The sequence below is a fragment of the Ruegeria sp. CDSC025 genome, assembly GCF_059610805.1.
On the sequence record NZ_JBXWOJ010000003.1, the window covers coordinates 262,408 to 285,479 of the forward strand.

The following is a 23,072-nucleotide window of genomic DNA, read 5'->3' on the forward strand; positions in this document are numbered from 1 at the left end:
AAAACAAACGGGAGTAACAAATGACCCTGATGAAATCCTTGATGGGCGCCGCAGCGGCGGTTGCACTGACAGCGGGTGCCGCACTGGCCGAACCGGCACTGATCTTTGATCTGGGCGGCAAGTTCGACAAATCGTTCAACGAAGCCGCGCATAACGGCGCCTCACGCTGGGCGGAAGAAACGGGCGGCACATACCGCGAGATCGAAATGCAGTCCGAAGCGCAACGCGAACAGGCCCTGCGCCGCTTTGCCGAAGCAGGCTCGAACCCGATCATCACCATGGGTTTCGGTATGGCTGACCCGCTCAGCGCGGTTGTTGCCGACTATCCGGACACGAAATTTGTCGTTGTCGATGTAACCTGGCTGGACGCGCCTAACCTGCGTCAGGTTGGATTCGCTGAACACGAAGGGTCTTACCTCGTTGGTATGATGGCGGCGATGGCATCCGAATCCGGGACTGTTGGCTTCATCGGCGGCATGGATGTTCCGCTGATCCGTCACTTTGGCTGCGGCTATGCTCAGGGTGCCAAGGCGGTGAACCCCGATATCAACGTGGTTGCCAACATGACCGGCACAACGCCTGCGGCATGGAACGACCCGGTTAAGGGCTCGGAACTGACAAAGGCACAAATCAGCCAGGGTGCCGACGTGGTCTATGCCGCAGCTGGCGGCACCGGTGTTGGTGTTCTGCAAACCGCTGCTGACGAAGGCATCCTGTCAATCGGTGTCGACAGCAACCAGAACCACCTGCACCCGGGCAAAGTTCTGACCTCGATGCTGAAGCGCGTGGACGTCGCTGTTTACGAGGCGATGAGCGCAGGCGAGAACGTTGAGACCGGCGTATATATCATGGGTCTGGCCGAAGACGGCGTTGGCTATGCGATCGACGACAACAACGCTCCGCTGGTTTCGGATGATATGAAAGCAGCAGTCGACAAAGCCCGTCAGGACATCATCGACGGCAATGTTTCAGTTGTCAGCTATTACGAGAACGACAGCTGCCCAGCACTGCAGTTCTGATATCGCGCGGGTCGGGGGTGATGCTCCCGGCCCGATTCCACTTTGCTGCACCGGGATGACCGGGCAGTCCTTTCGGCAACTGAGGACAAGACATGACCGTCCCCGCCATTGAGCTCAAAGGGATATCCAAATCCTTTGGGCCGGTTCAGGCCAACAAAGACATTTCCATCAGCGTCGCCCCCGGTACGATCCATGGGATCATCGGTGAAAACGGTGCGGGCAAATCCACGCTGATGAGCATTCTCTACGGCTTTTACAAAGCCGACAAAGGTGAAATCTGGATCAATGGTCAAAAGACCGAAATCCCTGACAGCCAGGCCGCGATCGCCTCGGGCATCGGGATGGTGTTTCAGCATTTCAAACTGGTCGAGAATTTTACCGTTCTGGAAAACATCGTGCTGGGCGCCGAGGATGGAAGGCTGTTGGCCCCGTCCCTGAATAAAGCCCGCAAAGAGTTGAAAGAGCTGGAAGAAGAATACGAACTGTTCGTTGACCCCGACAAGCGTATCGACGAAATCGGTGTGGGGATGCAGCAAAGGGTTGAGATTCTTAAGGCGCTGTATCGCAAGGCCGAGATCCTGATTCTGGACGAACCAACCGGCGTGCTGACCCCATCCGAGGCGGATCAGCTGTTCCGCATCCTCGACCGGCTGCGGGCCGAGGGGAAGACGATCATCGTGATCACCCACAAACTGCGCGAGATCATGGAAAACACCGACACCGTGTCGGTCATGCGCCGCGGGCAAATGACGGCCACCGTGAAAACCGCCGAGACCAGCCCCGAAGAACTGGCCGAGCTGATGGTGGGCCGCAAGGTTCTGCTGCAGGTCGACAAGGTTCCGGCACAGCCCGGTAAGCCCATCCTCGAGATTGAAAACCTGCGTGTTTTCGACAGCGCGGGCGTCGAGCGTGTCAAAGGCATCGACTTGACCGTGCGCGCTGGTGAGATCGTGGGCATCGCAGGCGTCGCCGGCAATGGCCAATCCGAACTGCTAGAGGTTCTGGGCGGGATGCGCCCGGGCCAGGGCCAGATCAAACTGAACGGCACGCCGCTTGCGCTCAGCGGGGCGGGGTCAGATGGCCAGGCGCGGCGCGCGCAGCACATTGCGCATGTGCCCGAAGACCGCCAGCGCGAAGGCCTGATCATGGATTTCCACGCCTGGGAGAACGTGGCCTTCGGCTATCACCGAGACCCGGCCTATAAGCGTGGCCTCTTCATGGATAACGCCGCCCTGCGCGCCGATACCGAAGCCAAGATCGAAAAATTCGATGTGCGCCCGCCGAACCCCTGGCTGTCGGCTAAAAGCTTTTCGGGCGGCAATCAGCAGAAGATCGTCGTCGCGCGTGAAATCGAACGTAACCCGGACCTGCTGTTGGTCGGTCAGCCGACCCGAGGCGTGGATATCGGGGCGATCGAATTCATTCACAAACAGATCGTCGATCTGCGCGACCAGGGCAAGGCGATCCTGCTGGTCTCGGTCGAGCTGGAAGAGATTTTCTCGCTGTCGGATCGAATCGCGGTCATGTTTGACGGACATATCATGGGCGAACGCCTGCCCCATGAAACTGATGAAAAAGAACTTGGCCTGTTGATGGCCGGTGTTGCGGGAGAGGCAGCGTAACATGGAAAAAATGCCCAAATGGGCCGATGTCGTTCTGATCCCGGTGATCAGTCTGCTTCTGGCTGCAATCCTGTCGGCGCTGGTGATCCTCGCCATTGGCGAAAACCCGATCGAAGCGGTGAACCTGATGGTCACCGGCGCGCTGGGATCGACCTATGGCTGGGGCTATACGCTGTATTACGCCACGAATTTCATGTTCACCGGACTCGCTGTGGCGGTCGCCTTTCACGCACGGCTGTTCAATATCGGTGGCGAAGGTCAGGCGATGCTGGGCGGGCTTGGCGTGGCCGTGGTGTGCCTTTACATCGACTGGCCGCATTGGAGCATCGCCTTGCTGGCCGCCTGTGCCGCATCGATGGTGTTTGGGGCCGCTTGGGCGGCCATTCCGGCCTATCTGCAGGCCAAACGCGGCAGCCATATCGTGATCACCACGATCATGTTCAACTTCATCGCTGCTGCCTTGCTGAACTATATGCTGGTCAACGTCATGCGCCCGCAGGGCTCGCAAGACCCGGCAACTGCACGCTTCCCCGAGGCGGTGCATCTGCCGACGTTCCAGTCGATGTTCTCGACCGCTGAAAACGTCGTATTCCGTGGCGCACCTGCCAATATCTCATTCTTTGTTGCAGTCCTGGCCTGTGTGATCGTTTGGGCGCTGATCTGGCGCACCCGGCTGGGCTATGAGATCCGCGCCTATGGGCATTCGGAAACCGGTGCCGTCTATGCCGGTATTTCTCCGGTTCGGATCACCATCATCGCCATGCTGATCTCGGGCGCGCTGGCTGGTCTGATGGCCACGAACAACGTGATGGGTGAGGCAGAGCGGCTGGTTCTGAACTCGACCGAGGGCGCTGGCTTTATCGGTATCGCCGTGGCGCTGATGGGTCGATCCCATCCGTTTGGGGTGTTTCTGGCGGCGCTGCTGTTTGGTTTCCTCTATCAAGGCGGGGCCGAGCTGGCGCTATGGACGTCTATCCCGCGCGAGCTGATCGTAGTCATTCAGGCCCTGGTGATCCTGTTCACCGGCGCGCTTGACAACATGGTCCGCATGCCGCTTGAGAAACTGTTCCTTGCCATGCGGAAGGAGGGCTAAGCGATGGATACTTTCGTTACCCTCATCCAGGTCCTCGATTCGACCGTCCGCCTGGCCACGCCGCTGTTGCTGGCATGTCTGGCCGGTCTGTATTCCGAACGCGCCGGTATTTTCGACATCGGGCTTGAGGGCAAGATGCTGATCGCGGCCTTCTTTTCTGCTGCCGTCGCCGCCGTGACCGGATCGGTCTGGCTGGGATTGCTGGCCGGGATCGCGGCCTCTCTTGTTCTGTCCGCCCTGCATGGGGTGGCCTCGATCACCTTTCGGGGCAACCAGCTGATTTCAGGCGTCGCCATCAACTTTCTGGCCTCGGGGCTGACGGTCCTGATCGCGCAAAGCTGGTTCAAGCAAGGCGGGCGTACCCCCTCGCTGTTCGGCGGAGGGCGCTTTGAACCGATCACCTTCCCTTTTGCGGATGCTGTGAGTGATGTCCCATTTCTTGGGCCAATCTATTCCGAGCTGCTGTCCGGCCATTCGATCCTGGTCTATGTGTCTTTCCTTCTGGTCCCGACAACTTGGTGGGTTTTGTACCGCACCCGCTTTGGCCTGCGCCTGCGCGCGGTGGGTGAAAACCCAGCCGCGGTGGATACGGCCGGGGTTTCTGTCGTTGGGCTGCGTTTTGCGGCCGTCGCGATCTGTGGCGTGCTTTGCGGCATTGCCGGTGCCTATCTGGCCACGGCCCTGCAAGCTGGATTCGTCAAGGAAATGACTGCCGGTCGCGGGTTCATCGCGCTGGCGGCACTGATCTTTGCAAAATGGCGGCCATGGCACGCGATGTGGGCTTGCCTGCTGTTCGGACTGTTGCAAGCGGTTGCGTTGCGGTTCCAAAATATTGACCTGGGTGGCGTGGTGATTCCTGTGCAGGTCATGGATGCGCTGCCATATATCCTGACCGTCGTCATTTTGGCCGGCTTTGTCGGCAAGGCCGTTCCACCGAAAGCCGGTGGCGAACCCTATGTAAAAGAGCGGTAATAGGTCCAGTTTGAAACACACGTCAGTCCTGTTCGCTGCATGGCGGCATGTAGAGTTGATTTTACATGCCGCAACGGCTCTAAAGGGGCATGGATGTGTTTCCAGTGACAGCTGATTTGAGAGAGTTTCTCGCCGGGGTGCCGGATGCTAGGTCTTGCGCTTGGTCTAAGGGGATACTCCCTGTCAAAACGCCTTTTGCGGATGCACAGTTTCAGACTGGTCCAAGCCGCCAGCCCTGCTTTACCCTGCCTCGCCAAGGGCGTGATTCTGCGCGTCAGATACGAACCCTTTCACAAATTCCAGAAGTCGAATGTGTCACATTGCGCGACGCAGCTGGCCCTAATTACTAGTACCTCATGCAAATTTACCTTCCTATCGCTGAAGTTTCCGTAAACGCCTTTCTGCTGCTGGGGTTGGGCGGCATGGTTGGCATCCTGTCAGGGATGTTCGGGGTCGGCGGCGGGTTTCTGATGACCCCGCTGTTGTTTTTCATTGGCATCCCACCAGCAGTTGCCGTAGCCACCGAAGCGAACCAGATTGTCGCCTCGTCATTTTCTGGTGTTCTGGCCCATTTCCGCCGAAAGACGGTCGACCTGAAGATGGGCACGGTATTGCTGGTCGGGGGACTGATCGGAGCTGCGTTCGGGGTGGTGATCTTCAACTATCTCAAAAGCCTCGGACAAGTCGATTTGCTCGTAACCCTGTGTTACGTGGTCTTTCTGGGCGTCGTCGGCAGCTTGATGTTCATCGAAAGCCTGAACGCGCTGCGTAAATCCAAAAAGGGCACCGCCGCCCCTGTTGCACGTCGTCAGCGCGGCTGGATTCACGCGATGCCGTTCAAAATGCGGTTCCGTACATCGGGCCTCTATATCTCGGTCATCCCCCCCGTCCTGGTCGGGCTTAGCGTAGGTATCCTTTCTGCGATCATGGGTGTCGGAGGCGGCTTTATCATGGTTCCTGCCATGATTTACCTGCTGGGAATGCCCACCAAAGTCGTTGTCGGCACCTCCCTATTCCAGATTATTTTCGTAACAGCGTTCACCACGATGCTGCACGCAACAACCAACTACACAGTCGACATTGTTCTGGCTGTGTTGTTGCTGGTCGGCGGCGTGATCGGGGCGCAGATCGGAACGGTGATCGGCGCACGAATGCCTGCCGAGCAGCTGCGCGTATTGCTGGCTGCACTGGTCTTGGTGGTTTGTGGCAAACTGGCGCTGGATCTGCTTCTGGAACCCTCCGAGCTCTATTCGCTCGGCGTTGCAGGGGGGCACTGATCATGCTGAGACGGTTGATCCTGCTACTCGCCCTCTGTGTCACCCCGGCCATCGCCGAGGAGGAACAGGTCGTGCTTGGCCTAAGCCAAGACCGGGTTGCCATCACGGCGAATTTCGATGGCTCGGAAATTCTTATTTTCGGTGCCGTGAAACGTGAAACGCCGATCCCTTCCGGCCCACCGCTTCAAGTAATCGTAGCCGTTGCAGGCCCCTCGAGCCCAGTGACGGTCCGGCGAAAAGAACGCAGGCTGGGTATCTGGGTCAACACCGACAGCGTCTTGGTCGACCTTGCGCCCAGTTTTTATGCGGTTGCCACCAGCGCTCCGCTTACAGAAATCCTGTCAGATACAGAAGACCTGCGGTACAGGATCTCGATTGAACGGGCCATTCGATCAGTGGGTGCCGCGATGAATATCCGGGGCGCGCAGAATTTTGCCGAGGCCGTCGTTCGCATCCGTGAGGATGAGGGCCTGTATTCTATCCGCGAAAATACGGTTGCGGTGGACGAGCAGACATTGTTCCGAACATCAATCGACATGCCAGCCGATTTGACCGAAGGCGCCTATTTCGCGCGCATATACCTGACTCGCGGCCGAGAAGTTGTTTCCCAGTTCGAGACCACAATCGACGTGCGGAAGGTCGGGCTGGAACGGTTCCTCTACAACATGTCCCGTCAGCAGCCGGTCTGGTACGGCCTGATGTCTTTGGTCATCGCCATCGCGGCGGGTTGGGGAGCGTCCACAGCCTTCCGACTATTGCGCGAGAACTAAAGCCCTATCCACGCCCGATATAGGGCATCGTAGTGGCCATGACGGTCATGAACTGGACGTTTGCCTCTGCAGGCAAAGACGCCATGTGCAGTACAGAACGTGCGGCATCGTCAACAGCCATCGTCGGGTCGGGCTGCTGCCCTCCCGCGATGGCGTTTTCAACCAGGTTTTGCACCATCTGTGTTCGCGCGTTGCCAATATCGATTTGACCACATGCGATACCAAAGGCGCGCCCGTCCAGTGATAGGCTGCGTGTCAGGCCTGTTATCGCGTGTTTCGTAGCGGTGTAATGGACCGAATTCGGACGCGGTACATGCGCGGCGATCGAACCGTTATTGATGATCCTTCCCCCTTGCGGGGCCTGATGCCGCATGATGCGAAAGGCTTCGCGCGCGCTCAGGAACATCCCGTTCAGGTTCACGCTGACGCTCTGGTACCAATCCTCCAACTGGATTTCGTCTATCGTGCCGCCGGGGGCAAAGATTCCGGCATTATTGAATAATACGTCAAGACGTCCCGTCTCATTCTGGAATGTCTCGAAAGCACCCGAAACAGCGGTGGGGTCGGTAACATCGGTCACCAAGGGGATCGCATTCTTGTGCCTTTCAGCCAATTCGTTCAGCACATCCGCGCTGCGCGCCAGCAGCCCAACCGCCCAGCCCTCAGCCAAAAACAGCTCGGCAGTTGCCCGTCCGATGCCTGAACTGGCGCCTGTGATGATGATGGATTTCATATCTCTTCCGCCTCAAGGGTCAGCGTCGCCGCCGGAGCCGCGCGCAAATCATCCACGCGCAGCGGATAAGTGGGCTTGGCCAGCCTGTTGCGCACCACCCAAATCAACCTTTCTTGCGCGCGTGTGATCGCAACATAAGCCAGACGTTTCCACAAAGGTTGCCCAGCCTCGGTTCGCCCCATCCGGGCAGCCGCATATATATCCGGCGCAAACACCTGTACCGTGTCCCACTGCGACCCCTGCGCCTTGTGAATGGTCACTGCTGCGCCATGCAAAAAGGTTGCCCCCATACGCGCTGCAAATGGAATAAACGGTTCTTCCTCATCAGGCATTTCTATTTTGACAATCGACGCTGCGCTGACCTGAGGATCCTCGGCCCCCATCACATGCAGGCGCGAAAACCCCGGTTTTCGTCCTGGCCCCAGATAGATGACCTGAGCACCCTTGATTAGCCCGCGCGCCTCAAGATCCAGCCTTTTCTTGCGGTGCTTCAGCGGCAGTTCGATTCCATCGCAAATCAGCGGCTCTCCCGCCAGAAGCTCGGTGTCGGGTGCAGCGTGAACATTGCGGAAGGCCTGAATCAAGCGAATTCGGGTGGCATTTCGCCAGACCAGAACCGGGCTGCGGGCCATCAGGTCAACTTCAACACGCTGCCCCCAAACAACTCGGTCATCCTGTCGGGCGGTCTGTTCGACGAGCCGTTCAAAATCCTCAAACCCCATCTGAGGGTCGGCCAGCGCATGCGCGAGGTCCAGGATCGGGTTGTCTGCCGTCTGCCGGTGGACCCTGTGCAATACCTGCTTTCGCGGCTCGGGCAGCGTCTCGAATACCATGCTGCCGGACTGATTGACCGGGGCGAGCTGCGCCGGATCGCCAAAAAGCAACAGGGTCGGAAAGATCTCTTTCAGGTCTTCGAACTGCCGGTCATCCAGCATTGAGGCCTCATCTACAAAGCCTAAGTCCAGCGGCTCCTCCCGACGCTTCCAGCCGGTGATAAAGTCGGACCCACGAAGGCCCGCAGCGGCCAGCGCGCCGGGGATCGACTTGTTGTTCTGATAAAAAGCAGCGGCCCGGTCCAGGGCTTCGTCAGTCAACCCTTCAACCTCGGGGCGTTCATCGTTGCCCGCCAGCCATTCGGCAATGCGTTCATATTCCGGGTCATAAACCGGCGTATAGAGGATGCGGTGGATCGTGGTCGCAGGCACACCCCGCAGGCGCAAAACACTGGCGGCCTTGTTCGTTGGCGCAAGAATGGCCAAACTGCGTTTCTCGCGCGCTTTGCGGCTTTCGAAATCACCGGAAACAATCTGAAGACCCGCGTCAGCTAATGCTTTGTAAAGCTCTGCCAGCAGTAGCGTTTTCCCTGAACCCGCCTTGCCGATCACGGCCATCACCCCGGATTCGCCATTGCCGGGCATTTTCAGCAGGGCATCATCATCCAGGTCCACACCAGCAGATTTCAGCATCTCGGAAATGCTGTCATAGGCGGCGGCTTGATCGTCAGAAAAGGTTACTGTGGGTATAGACATGGCGCGACCCTACAGGGCCACGCCAGCTATCGCCAGATATGGAATTGGCTTTCAGACCCCGTCAGGCGGACAGGGCAAACCGGTGTTGCCGGACAGTGCCAAACGCGGCTTTGAACCACATCCTGGACAGCTCACGTGGGATGCCCGCCCGTTCAGCCACCCGATTGCAATCCTCGGGCGAATAGGGCCAGAGCCCAACCGAAATCTGATCACGCCCTTTTCCTTGTGACCCCAGAACGACTGGAGACGATCCGATCAGACGGTAGATCCGAATCATGCGCGCATCAAAGACGCCAGCAATATGGGTCAGCCCGAACCCTTCCATGATTTCGCCGCCACTCAGCATGATGGCACCGGCAGTATGGGCACTGGCCGTTCGTGACAGGCAGAACCGCGTCACCTCCCAGATCAGCGGGCTGTGGACAGGCTTACCTCCTGTCAGATGCCCAAACACCTCATTCACCATGACAGGTCCTGTCGTCGGCAAAACCCGCATCGACCCCCCATGACTGCCATCCTCTTCTTCCCAGATGACATAGAGCGGATTCAGGTCATCATACTGATCCTGCTCTTCTCCTTTTTCGTCCACGTGAACATCCCAGCCCAGCCGCGTTTTGAACTGATCCGCTCGATCCCGGAACATCCCTTGGGCCAAATTCGGAAACTTATGTAGTTCGTCGGCAAACAAATAGCGCAACATGACTTTTCCCCTTGTCGTCCTGTGCAGGAACGAAGGGGGTACAAAGTCGTGGTTAATTTCCCGTTTTTGGCGCGCGCGCTTGTTAAACCACTATTAATCCACGGCTGAGTGCTGTTGCGATGGCATGGGTTGTGTTCTGCGCCCCAAGCTTGGCACGCGCACTTTCAATATAGACACGCAGCGTATGTTCCGAGATTGACAGTGAGTGCGCGACTTGTGCCCGGCTGTATCCAAGCGCCAGCAAGGTCATGGCATCCGTCTCACGAGGCGACAGGCCTCGGGTCGTATCCGGCTGCCTGTCGGTTTCGAACTCCAGAGCCTTTCGGTTAAAGTAATGCGCGATCAAAATCAGCTCGCGGCCATGGGCCTCGATGAAGGACTTCCATTTCTCATCATCACATGAGTGATTCACTGTGAATAAGGCAAACTGGCCGTTCGGCCCCCGGATGGGGATCGAATAACCCTGATTGCCAACCCCATGTTCAAGGGCATCCTGCAAAAAGGCTTTCGCCACTTTTCCAGACCAGTCCAGAAATTTCCAGTCAACCGGGTGGAACCGTTGGAAACACCCCAGGATCACTGGATCTATGCGGTGATAATTCCGCTCCCGGTATCGCTCTGCCCAAGCGTCCGGGTAAGTTGTATAGCCGTATTGATCCCCGGCACCATCAACCCAATGATAGATAAGATGTTCAACCTGCAGCCGGTCGCGCAATCGAACGGCTACATCGCCCAACTCGTCAAGCGTGTTGGTGCTTTCCAAGTCCTCTAGGACCTGACTCATGTCGAGTTGTGTTCCCATTCGCGGGCGCCTGTGCCTTATCTTGCATGGACGCAATCTCGGCCGCTGCGATCAACTTGGTATCATCAAGCTGCTCGGCAAGTGCGGTCAAACCGTTTTCAACAGCGAAGGCGTTGAGGTCCGACAAAACGTCCAGTATCCACTCATTATGCGCCATCTAAAGTCACTCCGAAACGGTTAACGAAGGGTTAACACAACCGTAACATGTGAGATGATTTTAAGCCTATTCACTGGTTTCTACTCCCCAAAACTAGCGGGTCACGATTCTGTAACCCACTGTAATTATTTCCTTATGCCTCGAAATAGATACACCCGCGCTCGCTCGATGCGATTCGCGGGTGCTAATATTCTATTTTTTTGGGGGGCTCAGCCTTTTGCGTCTAGAACCTCTTCAAGCGTGCGCAAGCCCGTCTGCGGCGCCTGAACCAGAACCGACATGTTGCCTGGTTTATGCTCATTCCGCATCATCTTCATATGCGCGTCGGGCAATTCACCCCAGGCAAACACTTCGGACATGCAGGGATCCAGACGGCGTTCGACCATCAGTTGGTTCGCGGCAGCAGCCTGCTTGAGATGCGCAAAATGCGAACCTTGCAGACGTTTCTGATGCATCCACATATAGCGAACGTCGAAAGTCAGGTTATAGCCGGTGGTACCGGCGCAGATCACAACCATACCACCTTTTTTCACGACAAAGGTCGACACCGGAAATGTGCTTTCGCCGGGATGTTCAAACACCATGTCGACATTCTTGCCTTTGCCGGTGATTTCCCAGATCGCCTTGCCGAATTTGCGCGCCTCTTTGAACCAGTCCGCATATTCCGGTGTGTTTACTGTGGGCAACTGACCCCAGCAGTTAAAGTCTTTGCGATTCAGCACGCCCTTGGCGCCCAGACCCATGACAAAGTCACGCTTGCTTTCGTCCGAGATCACGCCGATTGCGTTGGCGCCTGCGGTATTGATCAGCTGGATCGCATAAGAGCCAAGGCCGCCCGAGGCACCCCAGACCAGAACGTTCTGGCCCGGCTTCAGGTCATGCGGCTCGTGCCCGAACAGCATCCGATACGCGGTCGCCAGCGTCAGAGTATAGCAAGCGCTTTCTTCCCAGGTCAGGTGCTTGGGGCGCGGCATCAACTGCTGGGCTTGAACATTGGTGAACTGTGCAAAAGACCCATCCGGCGTTTCATAACCCCAGATCCGCTGGCTGTCCGAATACATCGGATCGCCACCGTTACAATGTTCGTCGTCGCCATCGTCCTGGTTGCAGTGAATGACAACCTCGTCGCCCACTTTCCAGCGCGTTACTTTCGAACCCACGGCCCATACGATCCCCGAAGCGTCAGAACCGGCGATATGATACGGGGCTTTGTGGGCGTCAAAGGGCGAGATCGGCTTGCCCAGGGATGCCCAGACGCCGTTATAGTTAACGCCCGCCGCCATCACCAGAACCAACACCTCGTGGCTGTCCAGTTCTGGTACGTCCACGACTTCCTGGACCATCGCAGTATCCGGTTCCCCGTGGCGTTCCTTACGGATTGCCCATGCATACATTTTCTTAGGCACAAACCCCATCGGAGGGATTTCACCCATTTCATAGAGGTCTTTTTCCGGCGCGTCGTAAGTTGCGATACCGCTGTCGGTGTCCAGAGCCATGTTGGCCTCCTTATTTCTCATTCCTGTTTGCCGCGATGCAGAAGCGCTTGCGTTGGATGATGAGATATTGGCCTGAGGGAAATAATGCAATAGATTTTGCATCATTTTTGTAATTTTATGACCCAGCGCCTGCAGAAACTTCTTTCGCTGCCGCAGCATCAGGCCAGCCGTCGCCAATCGGGGCTGAGGCTGCATAGTAGTCGAGCAGATCAACCCTTTGCCCGGATTGAGATATTTTCCCACCTTCTCGTTTCAGAATTCTGCGTTCGACCAGCTGATCCAAGGCAGCTGAAACCGCGGACTCATCCTGATCACCCAAAGTTCCGTCACGTTGCAAAAACCCGGTGATCAAGCTTTTAAGCTCGTCTTCGGGCATTTCTCCTTTGGTGCGAACCAGCCAGCACGCTGCAGGAACAGGCGCCTGCGGAATCGCTTCTTTGATCCGTTGCATGAGTTCGCGCGCGAGATCAGTCATCACGTCGTCATGGGCGGTGCGGAATTCCTTCAATGAGATAGGGTGACCATATCGCACTCCAGCAAATCCAAACCGCTGGTAGCGACCGGTCAGACGCCTGCCTATCTGTTTCAACATCCACCCAGTTATAACCCCGATTCGGGCACGAAATTGCCTTTGATTGCCAAGTGCGGCCTTGGTCAGGATCGTATCTTCAAGAACCCGGTCATAGTTTAGCGCAACGGGAACAAACACCACATCCGCCCCATCCACCCTGGCACCATCGATTATGTATTTCAAAAGCCCCAGCTTGGGGCGTGCCATGGCCCCCGTGAGGCTCAGCCCGCCTTCAGGGAACATGGCCTGTGTAACACCGGCATCGGTGGCATGCCGGACATAGCAGGCCAATACCTGACGATAGAGTTCGCTGCCGGACTTGCGACGAATAAAATAGGCCCCCATCGCACGAATCAACCGACTGAGCGGCCAAACACGCGCCCATTCGCCAACAGCATAAGACAAAGCCGATTGCTGGGCCGCCAGATAGGTGACCAGCACATAATCCATGTTGCTGCGGTGGTTCATCACAAAAACAACTGTCGCATTTGGATCAATATCTTTCAGGGCATCTTCATCCTGATAACTAAGCCGTACATCATAAAAGGCGTTGCTCAGAATCCGCGCCAACCGGATGGCGATACTGAAATAGGCAACGGCGGAAAAAGAAGGCACGATCTCGCGCGCATACCGCTGGGCCTGCTCAAAGGCGACCGCTTCGGGAATGCCTTCTTCACGTGCGTGCTGCTGCACGGCCTGCCCTACCTGAGGATCATAGATCAGACGTTGAATCATATCGTGGCGTCGGGCCAGCTTGAACGGCTGTATCGGGCGCTGCAGGCGCGTGTTCAGGCGTTTGACCGCGCGCTCCAACCTACGGCGAAAAAACCACCGCACTGACGGAAACAGAAAATGCGAGGCCAGTGTGACCGCGGCGAATACCAGGATCAACAAAAACAGCCAAAGCGGAAGTTCCACGGTCTGTGTCATAAATGCACCCTGCCACCAATCGCTGCATCCCACAATCGGCACAACCGGAAATGCCGCGGCGCAGCGAATTGACATGTCCCGAAAATTGCGCTTTAGAACCCATGAACGTAATTTTCTTGCCCACCCGCAATACGAGGCCCAGTTATGACGCAGACGCAGAAAGATCGCCCCTGGCTCATCCGAACCTATGCCGGTCATTCCACCGCCAAAGCGTCCAACGCGCTGTATCGCGGGAATCTGGCCAAGGGTCAGACGGGTCTGTCAGTGGCCTTCGATCTGCCGACGCAAACCGGCTATGACAGCGATCACACGCTGGCACGCGGCGAGGTTGGTAAAGTGGGTGTGCCGATCAGCCATCTGGGCGACATGCGGGTTTTGTTCGACCAGATCCCGTTGGAACAGATGAACACGTCGATGACGATAAACGCCACGGCTCCTTGGTTGCTGGCGCTCTATATAGCGGTTGCCGAGGAACAGGGCGCCGATGTCTCTAAACTGCAGGGCACGGTTCAGAACGATCTGATCAAGGAATATCTGAGCCGTGGCACTTATGTCTGCCCGCCGAAACCATCGCTGAAGATGATCGCGGATGTGGCCGAGTATTGCTATTCCAATGTGCCGAAATGGAACCCGATGAACGTCTGCTCCTATCACCTGCAAGAGGCCGGCGCGACGCCCGAGCAGGAACTGTCCTACGCCTTGGCAACAGCGATTGCAGTTCTGGATGAGTTGCGCCCACGGGTACCGGCCGAGGATTTTCCGGCGCTGTGTGGCCGGATTTCGTTCTTTGTGAACGCCGGTATACGGTTTGTTACCGAAATGTGCAAAATGCGGGCTTTTGTCGACCTTTGGGATGAGATTTTGCAACAACGCTATGGCGTTGAGGATCCCAAATTCCGCCGCTTTCGCTATGGCGTTCAGGTAAACTCGCTGGGTCTGACCGAGCAGCAGCCTGAAAACAATGTCTACCGCATCCTGATTGAGATGCTGGCCGTAACACTGTCGAAAAGGGCCCGCGCCCGTGCGGTGCAATTGCCCGCCTGGAACGAGGCGCTGGGATTGCCGCGGCCCTGGGATCAGCAATGGTCGATGCGGATGCAGCAGATTCTGGCCTATGAGACCGACCTGTTGGAATATGGCGATCTGTTTGATGGCAACCCGGCTGTTGATGCCAAGGTTGAAGAGTTGAAAGAAGGCGCGCGTGCGGAGCTGGCAAACCTGGATTCGATGGGCGGCGCTGTCGCTTCTATCGAATACATGAAGTCACGCCTGGTGGATTCGAACGCAGAACGTCTGAACCGGATCGAGCGCAACGAAACCATCGTTGTCGGCGTGAATAAATGGACCGAGGGTGAGCCTTCGCCGTTGGAAACCGAAGATGGCGGCATCATGGTCGTCGACCCGGCGGCAGAACAGGAACAGATCAACCGCCTGAACGATTGGCGCACCGAACGGGACAACGCGGCGGTTGCTGCGGCCCTGGCAGCTTTGCGCAAGGCTGCACAATCCGGCGCAAATGTAATGGAGCCGTCAATCGTCGCCGCCAAGGCCGGGGTCACCACCGGCGAATGGGCCGAGGAGATGCGCAAGGTCTATGGCACATATCGCGGACCCACAGGCGTTTCCGGCTCGGTCTCAAACAAAACCGAAGGGCTGGAGGAGTTGCGTGCGGCGGTCGACGCGGTCAGCGACAAGCTTGGACGTCGCCTGAAATTCCTGGTCGGCAAGCCCGGCCTGGACGGTCATTCAAATGGCGCCGAACAGATCGCCTTCCGCGCCCGCGATTGCGGCATGGACATCAGCTATGACGGCATCCGTCTGACACCCGAGGAAATTGTGGCCGCCGCAATCGAGGACAAAGCCCATGTGATCGGCCTGTCGATTCTGTCCGGCAGTCACATTCCGTTGGTTCAGGACGTTCTGAACCGTCTGCGCGAGGCGGGCCTGAACGATGTTCCTGTTGTTGTCGGTGGCATTATCCCTGATGACGATGCTGAAAAACTCAAAGCGATGGGTGTGGCCAAAATCTACACGCCAAAAAACTTCGAGTTGAATGCAATCATGGGCGACATAGTTTCCTTGGTTGATCCGCAAAACCTGGCCGCTGAATAACCGCCGATTTGCCACCCATTTTCCCCGTATCTATCGCCTTCTCAAAAGGGATAGATAATGGATGCTTTTAGAACTACGGTGACTCTTCGGGGACATTGTAATTCGGTAACATCAGGGGAATGTAAATGGGAATGAATCTCGAAAAGATGACGCGCAATGAACTGTTGGAATTGCGTGCCAATGTAGATGTGGCGCTGAAAGCAGCCGAAAGACGTGATAGGAAAGAGGCTTTGAAAGCTGCTCAGAAAGCCGCAGCGGAATTTGGGTTTTCCCTTTCCGAACTTTCTGATGGGTCCTCGAAATCTCTTAAGATTTCGAAAACAAAAGCAAAATACCGAAATCCATCCAACCACGATCAAACCTGGTCGGGGCGCGGTCGCAAGCCGCATTGGGTACACGAAGCTTTGAAAGCCGGAGCGGATATTTCGGATATGGAAATCTGAATGGAATTGATAACGAAATGACGATTCATATAGGCGCTGAAAAAGGCGAAATCGCTGAAACAGTTCTTTTACCCGGTGATCCTTACCGGGCAAAATGGGCGGCAGAAACTTTTCTGGATAACGCCAAACTGGTGAATGACGTGCGTGGCATGTTGGGCTTCACCGGAACCTGGAAAGGTAATCCGGTCACGATTCAAGGCAGCGGTATGGGAATGCCCTCGCTGTCAATTTACGTGAATGAATTGATCCGCGATTTTGGCGCCAGAACTTTGATCCGTATTGGGTCATGTGGCGGGATGCAGGACAGTGTGAACATTCGTGATGTCATTTTGGCGATGACTTCGACCACGCTCAGCACGCCGTCTCGGGGGATCATGAAAGAGCTCAACTTTGCACCTTGCGCGGATTGGAGCCTGTTGCAGGCCGCCTTTGAGGCTGCGGCAAACAAAGGAACACCAACTCATGTTGGCGGGATTTATTCCTCGGATGTGTTCTACGATGAACGTCCCGATCTGAACGAACAGATGGTGCGTCACGGCATTCTGGGCGTCGAAATGGAAGCCGCCGAACTTTACATCCTGGCCGCGCGCCACAAGTGCCGGGCCCTTGCCGTGCTGACCGTTTCCGACCACTTGCTGACAGGAGAAGCTCTGCCATCGTCCGAACGTGAAAGCAGCTTTGGCGACATGGTTGAGATCGCACTTCAGGCGGCGTTTCCAAAGGCTTAGAAAACGGGTTGGGGCAGGGTCGACCCTGTCCCGCATCGGCTATCCACCGGTCGATCCCTTTAAACACTGCTTGGGGCTTTCCGCCCCATCGGTCTGAGCACCGCAAAACGAACAGACCCATTGCCCTTCTTTTCGGTGCTGGCGCCAACGGCATTCACGCGTCAGTGACGAAGTACGGGCGCGCCACAGAAAATAGGCGAATACGGCGGCGGCAAGAAGCAGAAGAAAAACAGGCATTCTCCTGCTTTGCTGATCAGTCGGTTGTTTTCAAGCCCTGCAATCGCAGATCAGGCAGCATTTGCGTATTCGAACAGCTCTGGCATCCGCTCTGAAGTGGGGATTACCGTTTCTGGCGTATAATAGGCCCATGCCTGTTCCAGCAATTCCAGGGCTTCGGCGGCATCAGCGGAGTTGGTTTTGGTTCTCATCGGAGTGATCCCATTGTGACATAATCACTCCTCCCTGAGCCAAACATAGGACAGGCTGCAGGCGTTCACACCACATATTCTTGCAAATGGGAATTGCACCTGCCGCAACACAGCAGGCACATGGATCAAGCCCGCCTCACACCGTGCGTTCGACCATCATCATTTTGATCTCGGCGATTGCCTTTGCAGGGTTCAGACCCTTCGGGCAGGTTTTGGCGCAGTTCATGATCGTGTGGCAACGATACAGCTTGAACGGATCTTCCAACTCATCCAGGCGCTCACCAGTTGCCTCATCTCGGCTGTCAATGATCCAACGATATGCATGCAGCAGAGCCGCCGGGCCAAGATAGCGATCGCCATTCCACCAATAACTTGGGCACGAGGTCGAGCAGCTGGCGCACATCACGCATTCATAAAGACCATCCAGCTTTTTGCGGTCTTCAATGGATTGCTTCCACTCTTTCGCCGGCCGGTTGGTCTTGGTTTCTAGCCAGGGCATGATGCTGGCGTGCTGGGCATAGAAATGGGTCAGGTCCGGAATCAGGTCCTTGACCACAGGCATATGGGGCAAAGGATAGATTTTCACATCGCCCTTGATCTCATCCATGCCATAGATGCAGGCCAGCGTGTTGATCCCGTCGATATTCATCGCACAGGACCCACAAATGCCCTCGCGACAAGACCGGCGGAAGGTCAAGGTTGGGTCGATCTCATTCTTGATCTTGATCAGCGCATCCAAAATCATCGGACCGCAGCTGTCCATATCGACGAAATAGGTATCCACCCGGGGATTTTGACCGTCGTCAGGATTCCAGCGATAGATCTGGAACTTGCGCACATTCGTCGCGCCCTCTGGCTTGGGCCATGTCTTTCCGGTGGTAATCCGAGAATTTTTTGGCAGGGTGAGTTGTACCATTTCCGACCTCGCTAAATTCCCGTGTATAGATACACGCTGCAAGTGCGAAAGCCAACCATTTAGCCTTGAAAACAGTCAATAAAGATGGGTGATTTCACCTTTACATTGAGCTTATGTGCATGGAGTCTGCACCCGAGAAAGCAAAAGCTGAGTGCCGTATGCAGACACGAGTATTGAATATTCCCTACGGCACCAAAAACCCCTATCAAAACATGATGTACAGCGCATGCGAGCCAGAGTTTTCTCTAGCTGCAATGAAACAGCTGAACTTTGCAGAGATTGCGAAACCAGAATTTCAGACCGAACACGGAATCCTGCATATCCAATGGGATGACAGGCTGTTTCCGATCAAGGATGGTGAAGATCCCGCGAACAACGCCCTGTTTCAAGATGCCGTGTCGGGACTTGAGCTGTATAAATCAAACGGTGGTCGCGTCATCTGGACCATTCACAATCGCGCCGCGCATTCAGCGCGTGAGGGCAACGATGGATTTCACGCGGCGCGACGCAAGTTGGCAGAGCTGGTCGATATGATCCATGTCCATACCCCAAATGCGCGACAACATATGATCGCCCAATATGACGCGGAACCGAATAAGATTTGCCTGATCCCTCACCCAAGCTATCTAGGCGTTTATGAAAGCGCTGAAATCACGCTTGCGCGCCTGATGCAACCACGCGATCAGACTCACTTTTTGACCTTTGGCGCGATGCGCGGAAACCGCGAGTTGGACCGGCTTCATTTCGCCATCCGGAAGCTAACCAACAGGGGTTTCGACTTTCATATGTCAGTGGTAGGCCGAGTCTTTCGGCCCAGTCGGCGATTGGTACGACGGCTGGACGCCATTTCAAACGTAACCGTGATAGGCGAACGCGTAGAAGATGAGGCTATTCCGAGTGTTTTTTCCCAAGCTCACGCCTATGTTTTGCCATCTACACAAACCTTCACCTCTGGAACCGCAATGCTTGCCATGACCTTTGGCTTGCCAGTTGTCGCCCCGGACATTGAACCCCACCGGCAGACGACCCCGGAATCCTGTCATGATCTACTGTATCCGGTACAAAACCCTCGAGGACTGATCCGCATGATGATGAAGGTGATGGAAATGTCCGATTCAGAACTCGCTGAAAAACGTAGGGCGTGCTTCGAATTCGCTCAGGAATGCGCGCCAGAGCGGATCAGCCGCAAGTTGGCCGAAGCGCTTACGGTTCTAAGAAATGGATAATCTTTTCAGCGCCCGCATTTCTGCTTTGTACGATCTTCTGGATTTGACCAGTATTGTACGCATTGCCGATATTGGCGCCAATCCAATGCGCCATGACGCCCCTTACCGTGACCTACTTAAGAACAAATATTGCAATGTCGTCGGTTTCGAACCTCAGGAAAATACGATGAAAGAGGTCGTCCGCAATAAAGGTGCAAATGAAGAGTATTTCAACTTTGCAGTCGGAGACGGCAAACCGGCCTTGTTGAATATCTACAAGGGCTCGGGTTTGACATCCTTGCTGAAAATAAGGGGAAAAACTCTTTTTTACCTACGCGGCCTACGAAATGCTGCAAGGCAAATTGGCAGTATGGAGATGCAGACGCAGCGGCTGGATGATATCGCAGGTTTGGGTCCAGTGGATTTTCTGAAAATTGACATTCAGGGCGCCGAACTTTCGGTGTTTACCTCGGCGGAAAACACGCTGAAAAATGTCGCCGCCATACAGACCGAAGTATCGTTTTTTCCATTGTACGAGAATCAGCCAGGTTTTGGCGAGGTTGACAGATTTCTCAGAAAATTGGGGTTTTTGCCCCATAGTTTTGCGCATATCGAGAACAGGCTGGTCATATCGAAATGGTCGGGAGTTCTTTCGGACTTTGAATCGACACAAATGCTGGACGGGGACATTATCTATCTCAGGGACTTGTCTGATCCTGCAGAGCTGAACAGCCAGATGCTAAAGCGACTGGCAATTCTAACCGAAGGTGTTTTTGGGTTCACAGATGTCAGCCTGAAAATTCTCGACATATTGGCACAGCGTCAGGAAATCTCTGAAGCCGATGTGAATCAGTACATTGAAACATTCATCTCGCCATAGCCGATTGGCTAAGTACAGATATTACTGACCCATAGAATTTGAGCAGTCCGGTGGTTGGTCGCGGACTGCCCAATCACATCAGAAAGTCCGCGCCTTGGGCGCGATTTTCTTCAGACTGATTCCGCCTTCTGCTTCGGTGCTCAGCGGATCGACGATCACCGGGCGATAGCTGAGGTTCACTTTATTACCATCCACGCGGGACACCGTGTGAACGCGCCAGTTTTTGTCGTCGCGTTCGCTGAAATCCTCATGCGCATGGGCACCACGGCTTTCCTTACGCGCTTCGGCACCGACGATGGTGGCCAGCGCACTTGGCATCAGGTTGGTCAGTTCCAGCGTTTCCATCAGATCGCTGTTCCAGACCAACGAGCGGTCGGTGACTTTCAGGTCGTCCATCTTGGCGGCAATCGCCGTCATCTTTTCAACACCTTCGGCCATGGTTTTGGCGGTGCGGAATACGGCCGCGTCAGCCTGCATGGTCTTTTGCATCTCAAGCCGCAGATCGGCGGTCGGGATCGCTCCGCTGGCGTTACGGACGGTGTCAAAGCGATCAAAGGCTTTGTCGACCGACCCCTGGTTCAGAACCGGGTTGGCGCTATCGGCATCCACAACCTTGCCGGCCCGGATCGCCGCCGCGCGGCCAAAGACCACCAGATCGATCAGCGAGTTTGAGCCCAAACGGTTCGCCCCATGGACCGAGGCGCAGCCAGCCTCACCCACAGCCATCAGGCCCGGGACCACGGCGGTTGGGTCCTTGGCGGTAGGGTTCAGAACCTCACCCCAATAGTTGGTCGGGATACCGCCCATGTTGTAGTGCACGGTCGGCAGAACCGGGATCGGCTCTTTGGTCACGTCCACACCGGCAAAGATCTTGGCGCTTTCGGAAATACCCGGCAGACGCTCGGCCAAAGCCTCGGCAGGCAAGTGGCTAAGGTTCAGGTGGATGTGGTCGCCCTCTGCACCCACACCGCGCCCTTCGCGGATTTCCATAGTCATTGAGCGCGAGACATAGTCGCGCGGTGCCAGGTCTTTGTACTGAGGCGCATAGCGCTCCATGAACCGTTCGCCTTCGGAATTGGTCAGGTACCCGCCCTCACCCCGCGCCCCTTCGGTGATCAGACAGCCCGAGCCGTAGATGCCGGTCGGGTGAAATTGAACGAACTCCATATCCTGCAGCGCCAGACCCGCGCGGGCCACCATACCGCCACCGTCACCGGTGCAGGTATGGGCCGAAGTGGCGCTGAAATACGCCCGGCCATAGCCGCCGGTCGCCAGCACCACCATCTTGGCGTTGAAGACATGCATGGTGCCATCGTCCAGCTTCCAGCAGACGACACCCTGACACTGTCCGTCGTCGGACATGATCAGGTCGATGGCGAAATATTCGATGTAGAACTCAGCATTGTTTTTCAACGACTGACCATAGAGCGTGTGCAGGATTGCGTGGCCGGTCCGGTCAGCAGCGGCACAGGTCCGCTGAACCGCGGGGCCTTCACCAAATTCGGTGGTGTGGCCGCCAAAGGGACGCTGATAAATCTTGCCTTCCTCGGTCCGGCTGAAGGGCACACCGTAATGCTCTAGCTCATAGACCGCCTTGGGTGCCTCACGTGCGAGGTATTCCATCGCGTCGGTGTCGCCCAGCCAGTCCGAGCCCTTGACCGTGTCGTACATATGCCACTGCCAGTGGTCAGGACCCATATTCGACAGCGACGCCGCGATGCCGCCCTGCGCGGCAACCGTGTGTGAGCGGGTCGGGAACACCTTGGTCACGCATGCCGTACGCAGACCCTGTTCCGCCATACCCAGCGTTGCGCGAAGACCTGCACCACCTGCGCCTACGACAACGACGTCGTATTCGTGGGTTTCGTATTCATATGCTGCTGTCATTGTTCTTATTCCTTACCGCGCATCATCACAGGGCGAGTTTCACCAGGGCGAACAGCCCCGCAACCATCAGCGTGTAGCCAAACGCCCACATCGCAACCAGCGTCACTTTTTCGGCGACACCATGGATATAGTCTTCGATGGCCTCCTGCGCTTCGTACATCAGCTGCAACAGGGCAACGATCAGTGTCAGCGCGCATACGATCGCCGGGAAGGGGCGACTGAAATAAGCCAGAACCTCTTCGTAGGTTCCGCCCAGACCGGCACCAAATGTGAAGATGAAGAGAGGAATCAGAACAGTCAGGATCATGGCCCGGACCATTGTGTTCCAATGTGTTTGGGTTCCGGATTTGCCCGCTCCCAGACCCTCGGCGCGTTTACGGTCAGTCAGGTATCGCATCGAACGTCTCCTTAAACCACAAGAACGGTGATGATGGTCAGGATCGTGGCACCAACGAACATGCCCCATCCCAGCTTTTCAGATAGATCGACATCCAGGCAGTAGCCGAAATCCCAAAAGACATGACGCAACCGGCCCAATGTGTGGTACCACAAACCCCAGGCCGCTCCGGTCATGACAAGATCACCGAACCAGCTGCGCAGAAACCCGTCTATGCCTGCAAAGGCCGCCTCAGAGGTTGCCGCCGCCAACAGCCACCACACCACAAGTGCTGCGATTGCGAACACGGCCAATCCAGTCATCCGAACCATGATCGACGACAGAGACGTCATCTGTGGGCGGTAGATGCGGATATGCGGTGAGAGCGGGCGGTTGCCCCGATTTACATCGCTCATGGCGGCTCCT

23 protein-coding genes are annotated in these 23,072 nt (G+C 56.2%); 11 read left to right on the forward strand and 12 right to left on the reverse strand.

Annotated elements, in window-relative coordinates; all coding sequences use genetic code 11:
• Positions 1-20: 20 nt before the first annotated feature.
• The 6 genes from AC2FH8_RS06715 (at position 21) to AC2FH8_RS06740 (ending at position 6,753) form a co-directional block, all read left to right on the forward strand.
• A complete protein-coding gene (locus AC2FH8_RS06715) occupies positions 21-1,019 on the forward strand; it encodes a BMP family lipoprotein (protein ID WP_142635539.1) in 999 nt (332 codons plus the stop codon).
• A 92-nt stretch (positions 1,020-1,111) separates the two neighbouring features.
• Positions 1,112-2,641 (forward strand): ABC transporter ATP-binding protein, encoded by a 1,530-nt coding sequence (locus AC2FH8_RS06720; RefSeq protein ID WP_496688964.1) that lies wholly within the window; start codon positions 1,112-1,114, stop codon positions 2,639-2,641.
• A 1-nt stretch (position 2,642) separates the two neighbouring features.
• Positions 2,643-3,734 carry an ABC transporter permease gene (locus AC2FH8_RS06725; RefSeq protein ID WP_142635535.1) on the forward strand — a complete coding sequence of 364 codons (1,092 nt, stop codon included), beginning with the start codon at positions 2,643-2,645 and terminating at the stop codon, positions 3,732-3,734.
• Positions 3,735-3,737: 3 nt separating this feature from the next.
• The gene (locus AC2FH8_RS06730) at positions 3,738-4,706 is read left to right on the forward strand and encodes an ABC transporter permease (RefSeq protein WP_142635533.1); all 969 of its coding nucleotides are present in this window, start codon (positions 3,738-3,740) and stop codon (positions 4,704-4,706) included.
• 356 nt (positions 4,707-5,062) lie between these two features.
• On the forward strand, positions 5,063-5,983 hold the full coding sequence (locus AC2FH8_RS06735) for a sulfite exporter TauE/SafE family protein (protein ID WP_142635531.1): 921 nt from the start codon (positions 5,063-5,065) through the stop codon (positions 5,981-5,983).
• 2 nt (positions 5,984-5,985) lie between these two features.
• Positions 5,986-6,753: a TIGR02186 family protein gene (locus AC2FH8_RS06740; protein WP_142635529.1), complete on the forward strand. Its 768-nt coding sequence runs from the start codon at positions 5,986-5,988 to the stop codon at positions 6,751-6,753.
• 4 nt (positions 6,754-6,757) lie between these two features.
• On the opposite strand, the gene AC2FH8_RS06745 is transcribed toward AC2FH8_RS06740, so the two are convergent.
• From AC2FH8_RS06745 to AC2FH8_RS06770, 6 genes are all read right to left on the reverse strand, one after another.
• Positions 6,758-7,486, reverse strand: coding sequence for an SDR family oxidoreductase (locus tag AC2FH8_RS06745; RefSeq protein WP_281995211.1), 729 nt, complete (start codon positions 7,484-7,486; stop codon positions 6,758-6,760).
• A complete protein-coding gene (locus AC2FH8_RS06750) occupies positions 7,483-9,015 on the reverse strand; it encodes an ATP-dependent DNA helicase (RefSeq protein ID WP_496688966.1) in 1,533 nt (510 codons plus the stop codon). Before AC2FH8_RS06750 ends, AC2FH8_RS06745 begins: the two co-directional genes overlap by 4 nt.
• A gap of 61 nt (positions 9,016-9,076) precedes the next feature.
• A complete protein-coding gene (locus tag AC2FH8_RS06755; protein ID WP_496688967.1) occupies positions 9,077-9,715 on the reverse strand; it encodes an acyl-homoserine-lactone synthase in 639 nt (212 codons plus the stop codon).
• A gap of 82 nt (positions 9,716-9,797) precedes the next feature.
• Positions 9,798-10,517, reverse strand: coding sequence for a helix-turn-helix transcriptional regulator (locus tag AC2FH8_RS06760; protein ID WP_142635521.1), 720 nt, complete (start codon positions 10,515-10,517; stop codon positions 9,798-9,800).
• A gap of 366 nt (positions 10,518-10,883) precedes the next feature.
• A complete protein-coding gene (ccrA, locus tag AC2FH8_RS06765) occupies positions 10,884-12,170 on the reverse strand; it encodes a crotonyl-CoA carboxylase/reductase (RefSeq protein WP_496688968.1) in 1,287 nt (428 codons plus the stop codon).
• A gap of 115 nt (positions 12,171-12,285) precedes the next feature.
• Positions 12,286-13,671, reverse strand: coding sequence for a 1-acyl-sn-glycerol-3-phosphate acyltransferase (locus AC2FH8_RS06770; RefSeq protein WP_142635515.1), 1,386 nt, complete (start codon positions 13,669-13,671; stop codon positions 12,286-12,288).
• 129 nt (positions 13,672-13,800) lie between these two features.
• On the opposite strand from AC2FH8_RS06770, the gene AC2FH8_RS06775 reads away from it, so the two are divergent.
• The 3 genes from AC2FH8_RS06775 to deoD all read left to right on the forward strand — a co-directional run bounded on the left by AC2FH8_RS06775 (position 13,801) and on the right by deoD (position 16,954).
• Positions 13,801-15,783 (forward strand): protein meaA, encoded by a 1,983-nt coding sequence (locus AC2FH8_RS06775; RefSeq protein ID WP_496689159.1) that lies wholly within the window; start codon positions 13,801-13,803, stop codon positions 15,781-15,783.
• 125 nt (positions 15,784-15,908) lie between these two features.
• Complete coding sequence (locus AC2FH8_RS06780; protein ID WP_281995213.1) at positions 15,909-16,226, forward strand: H-NS histone family protein; 318 nt, start codon at positions 15,909-15,911, stop codon at positions 16,224-16,226.
• A 17-nt stretch (positions 16,227-16,243) separates the two neighbouring features.
• Positions 16,244-16,954, forward strand: a complete 711-nt coding sequence (gene deoD, locus AC2FH8_RS06785; protein ID WP_281972538.1) for a purine-nucleoside phosphorylase — start codon at positions 16,244-16,246, stop codon at positions 16,952-16,954.
• Between the two features lie 39 nt (positions 16,955-16,993).
• On the opposite strand, the gene AC2FH8_RS06790 is transcribed toward deoD, so the two are convergent.
• From AC2FH8_RS06790 to AC2FH8_RS06800, 3 genes are all read right to left on the reverse strand, one after another.
• Positions 16,994-17,191, reverse strand: a complete 198-nt coding sequence (locus AC2FH8_RS06790; RefSeq protein ID WP_142635508.1) for a hypothetical protein — start codon at positions 17,189-17,191, stop codon at positions 16,994-16,996.
• A 50-nt stretch (positions 17,192-17,241) separates the two neighbouring features.
• On the reverse strand, positions 17,242-17,382 hold the full coding sequence (locus tag AC2FH8_RS06795) for a hypothetical protein (protein ID WP_185956642.1): 141 nt from the start codon (positions 17,380-17,382) through the stop codon (positions 17,242-17,244).
• A 136-nt stretch (positions 17,383-17,518) separates the two neighbouring features.
• Positions 17,519-18,298 carry a succinate dehydrogenase iron-sulfur subunit gene (locus AC2FH8_RS06800; RefSeq protein ID WP_281995214.1) on the reverse strand — a complete coding sequence of 260 codons (780 nt, stop codon included), beginning with the start codon at positions 18,296-18,298 and terminating at the stop codon, positions 17,519-17,521.
• A gap of 254 nt (positions 18,299-18,552) precedes the next feature.
• On the opposite strand from AC2FH8_RS06800, the gene AC2FH8_RS06805 reads away from it, so the two are divergent.
• On the forward strand, positions 18,553-19,524 hold the full coding sequence (locus AC2FH8_RS06805) for a glycosyltransferase family 4 protein (protein ID WP_496688971.1): 972 nt from the start codon (positions 18,553-18,555) through the stop codon (positions 19,522-19,524).
• A complete protein-coding gene (locus tag AC2FH8_RS06810) occupies positions 19,517-20,383 on the forward strand; it encodes an FkbM family methyltransferase (protein ID WP_496688973.1) in 867 nt (288 codons plus the stop codon). The genes AC2FH8_RS06805 and AC2FH8_RS06810 overlap by 8 nt, the downstream gene beginning before the upstream one ends.
• Positions 20,384-20,461: 78 nt before the next feature.
• On the opposite strand, the gene sdhA is transcribed toward AC2FH8_RS06810, so the two are convergent.
• Genes sdhA through sdhC form a run of 3 tightly spaced genes read right to left on the reverse strand, consistent with a single transcriptional unit; the run spans position 20,462 to position 23,062 of the window.
• Positions 20,462-22,270 carry a succinate dehydrogenase flavoprotein subunit gene (gene sdhA, locus AC2FH8_RS06815; RefSeq protein ID WP_142635500.1) on the reverse strand — a complete coding sequence of 603 codons (1,809 nt, stop codon included), beginning with the start codon at positions 22,268-22,270 and terminating at the stop codon, positions 20,462-20,464.
• A gap of 25 nt (positions 22,271-22,295) precedes the next feature.
• Positions 22,296-22,667 carry a succinate dehydrogenase, hydrophobic membrane anchor protein gene (locus tag AC2FH8_RS06820; RefSeq protein WP_142635498.1) on the reverse strand — a complete coding sequence of 124 codons (372 nt, stop codon included), beginning with the start codon at positions 22,665-22,667 and terminating at the stop codon, positions 22,296-22,298.
• Between the two features lie 11 nt (positions 22,668-22,678).
• The gene (gene sdhC, locus AC2FH8_RS06825) at positions 22,679-23,062 is read right to left on the reverse strand and encodes a succinate dehydrogenase, cytochrome b556 subunit (protein ID WP_142635496.1); all 384 of its coding nucleotides are present in this window, start codon (positions 23,060-23,062) and stop codon (positions 22,679-22,681) included.
• Between the last annotated feature and the right edge of the window lie 10 nt (positions 23,063-23,072).

What these genes read in the sequence shown, in the direction of transcription:
- AC2FH8_RS06715 (WP_142635539.1), top strand. Translation starts at nt 21, where the DNA reads ATGACCCTGATGAAATCCTTGATGGGCGCCGCAGCGGCGGTTGCACTG.
- AC2FH8_RS06720 (WP_496688964.1), top strand. Translation starts at nt 1,112, where the DNA reads ATGACCGTCCCCGCCATTGAGCTCAAAGGGATATCCAAATCCTTTGGG.
- AC2FH8_RS06725 (WP_142635535.1), top strand. Translation starts at nt 2,643, where the DNA reads ATGGAAAAAATGCCCAAATGGGCCGATGTCGTTCTGATCCCGGTGATC.
- AC2FH8_RS06730 (WP_142635533.1), top strand. Translation starts at nt 3,738, where the DNA reads ATGGATACTTTCGTTACCCTCATCCAGGTCCTCGATTCGACCGTCCGC.
- AC2FH8_RS06735 (WP_142635531.1), top strand. Translation starts at nt 5,063, where the DNA reads ATGCAAATTTACCTTCCTATCGCTGAAGTTTCCGTAAACGCCTTTCTG.
- AC2FH8_RS06740 (WP_142635529.1), top strand. Translation starts at nt 5,986, where the DNA reads ATGCTGAGACGGTTGATCCTGCTACTCGCCCTCTGTGTCACCCCGGCC.
- AC2FH8_RS06745 (WP_281995211.1), bottom strand. Translation starts at nt 7,486, where the DNA reads ATGAAATCCATCATCATCACAGGCGCCAGTTCAGGCATCGGACGGGCA.
- AC2FH8_RS06750 (WP_496688966.1), bottom strand. Translation starts at nt 9,015, where the DNA reads ATGTCTATACCCACAGTAACCTTTTCTGACGATCAAGCCGCCGCCTAT.
- AC2FH8_RS06755 (WP_496688967.1), bottom strand. Translation starts at nt 9,715, where the DNA reads ATGTTGCGCTATTTGTTTGCCGACGAACTACATAAGTTTCCGAATTTG.
- AC2FH8_RS06760 (WP_142635521.1), bottom strand. Translation starts at nt 10,517, where the DNA reads ATGGGAACACAACTCGACATGAGTCAGGTCCTAGAGGACTTGGAAAGC.
- ccrA (WP_496688968.1), bottom strand. Translation starts at nt 12,170, where the DNA reads ATGGCTCTGGACACCGACAGCGGTATCGCAACTTACGACGCGCCGGAA.
- AC2FH8_RS06770 (WP_142635515.1), bottom strand. Translation starts at nt 13,671, where the DNA reads ATGACACAGACCGTGGAACTTCCGCTTTGGCTGTTTTTGTTGATCCTG.
- AC2FH8_RS06780 (WP_281995213.1), top strand. Translation starts at nt 15,909, where the DNA reads ATGGGAATGAATCTCGAAAAGATGACGCGCAATGAACTGTTGGAATTG.
- deoD (WP_281972538.1), top strand. Translation starts at nt 16,244, where the DNA reads ATGACGATTCATATAGGCGCTGAAAAAGGCGAAATCGCTGAAACAGTT.
- AC2FH8_RS06790 (WP_142635508.1), bottom strand. Translation starts at nt 17,191, where the DNA reads ATGCCTGTTTTTCTTCTGCTTCTTGCCGCCGCCGTATTCGCCTATTTT.
- AC2FH8_RS06795 (WP_185956642.1), bottom strand. Translation starts at nt 17,382, where the DNA reads ATGAGAACCAAAACCAACTCCGCTGATGCCGCCGAAGCCCTGGAATTG.
- AC2FH8_RS06800 (WP_281995214.1), bottom strand. Translation starts at nt 18,298, where the DNA reads ATGGTACAACTCACCCTGCCAAAAAATTCTCGGATTACCACCGGAAAG.
- AC2FH8_RS06805 (WP_496688971.1), top strand. Translation starts at nt 18,553, where the DNA reads ATGAAACAGCTGAACTTTGCAGAGATTGCGAAACCAGAATTTCAGACC.
- AC2FH8_RS06810 (WP_496688973.1), top strand. Translation starts at nt 19,517, where the DNA reads ATGGATAATCTTTTCAGCGCCCGCATTTCTGCTTTGTACGATCTTCTG.
- sdhA (WP_142635500.1), bottom strand. Translation starts at nt 22,270, where the DNA reads ATGACAGCAGCATATGAATACGAAACCCACGAATACGACGTCGTTGTC.
- AC2FH8_RS06820 (WP_142635498.1), bottom strand. Translation starts at nt 22,667, where the DNA reads ATGCGATACCTGACTGACCGTAAACGCGCCGAGGGTCTGGGAGCGGGC.
- sdhC (WP_142635496.1), bottom strand. Translation starts at nt 23,062, where the DNA reads ATGAGCGATGTAAATCGGGGCAACCGCCCGCTCTCACCGCATATCCGC.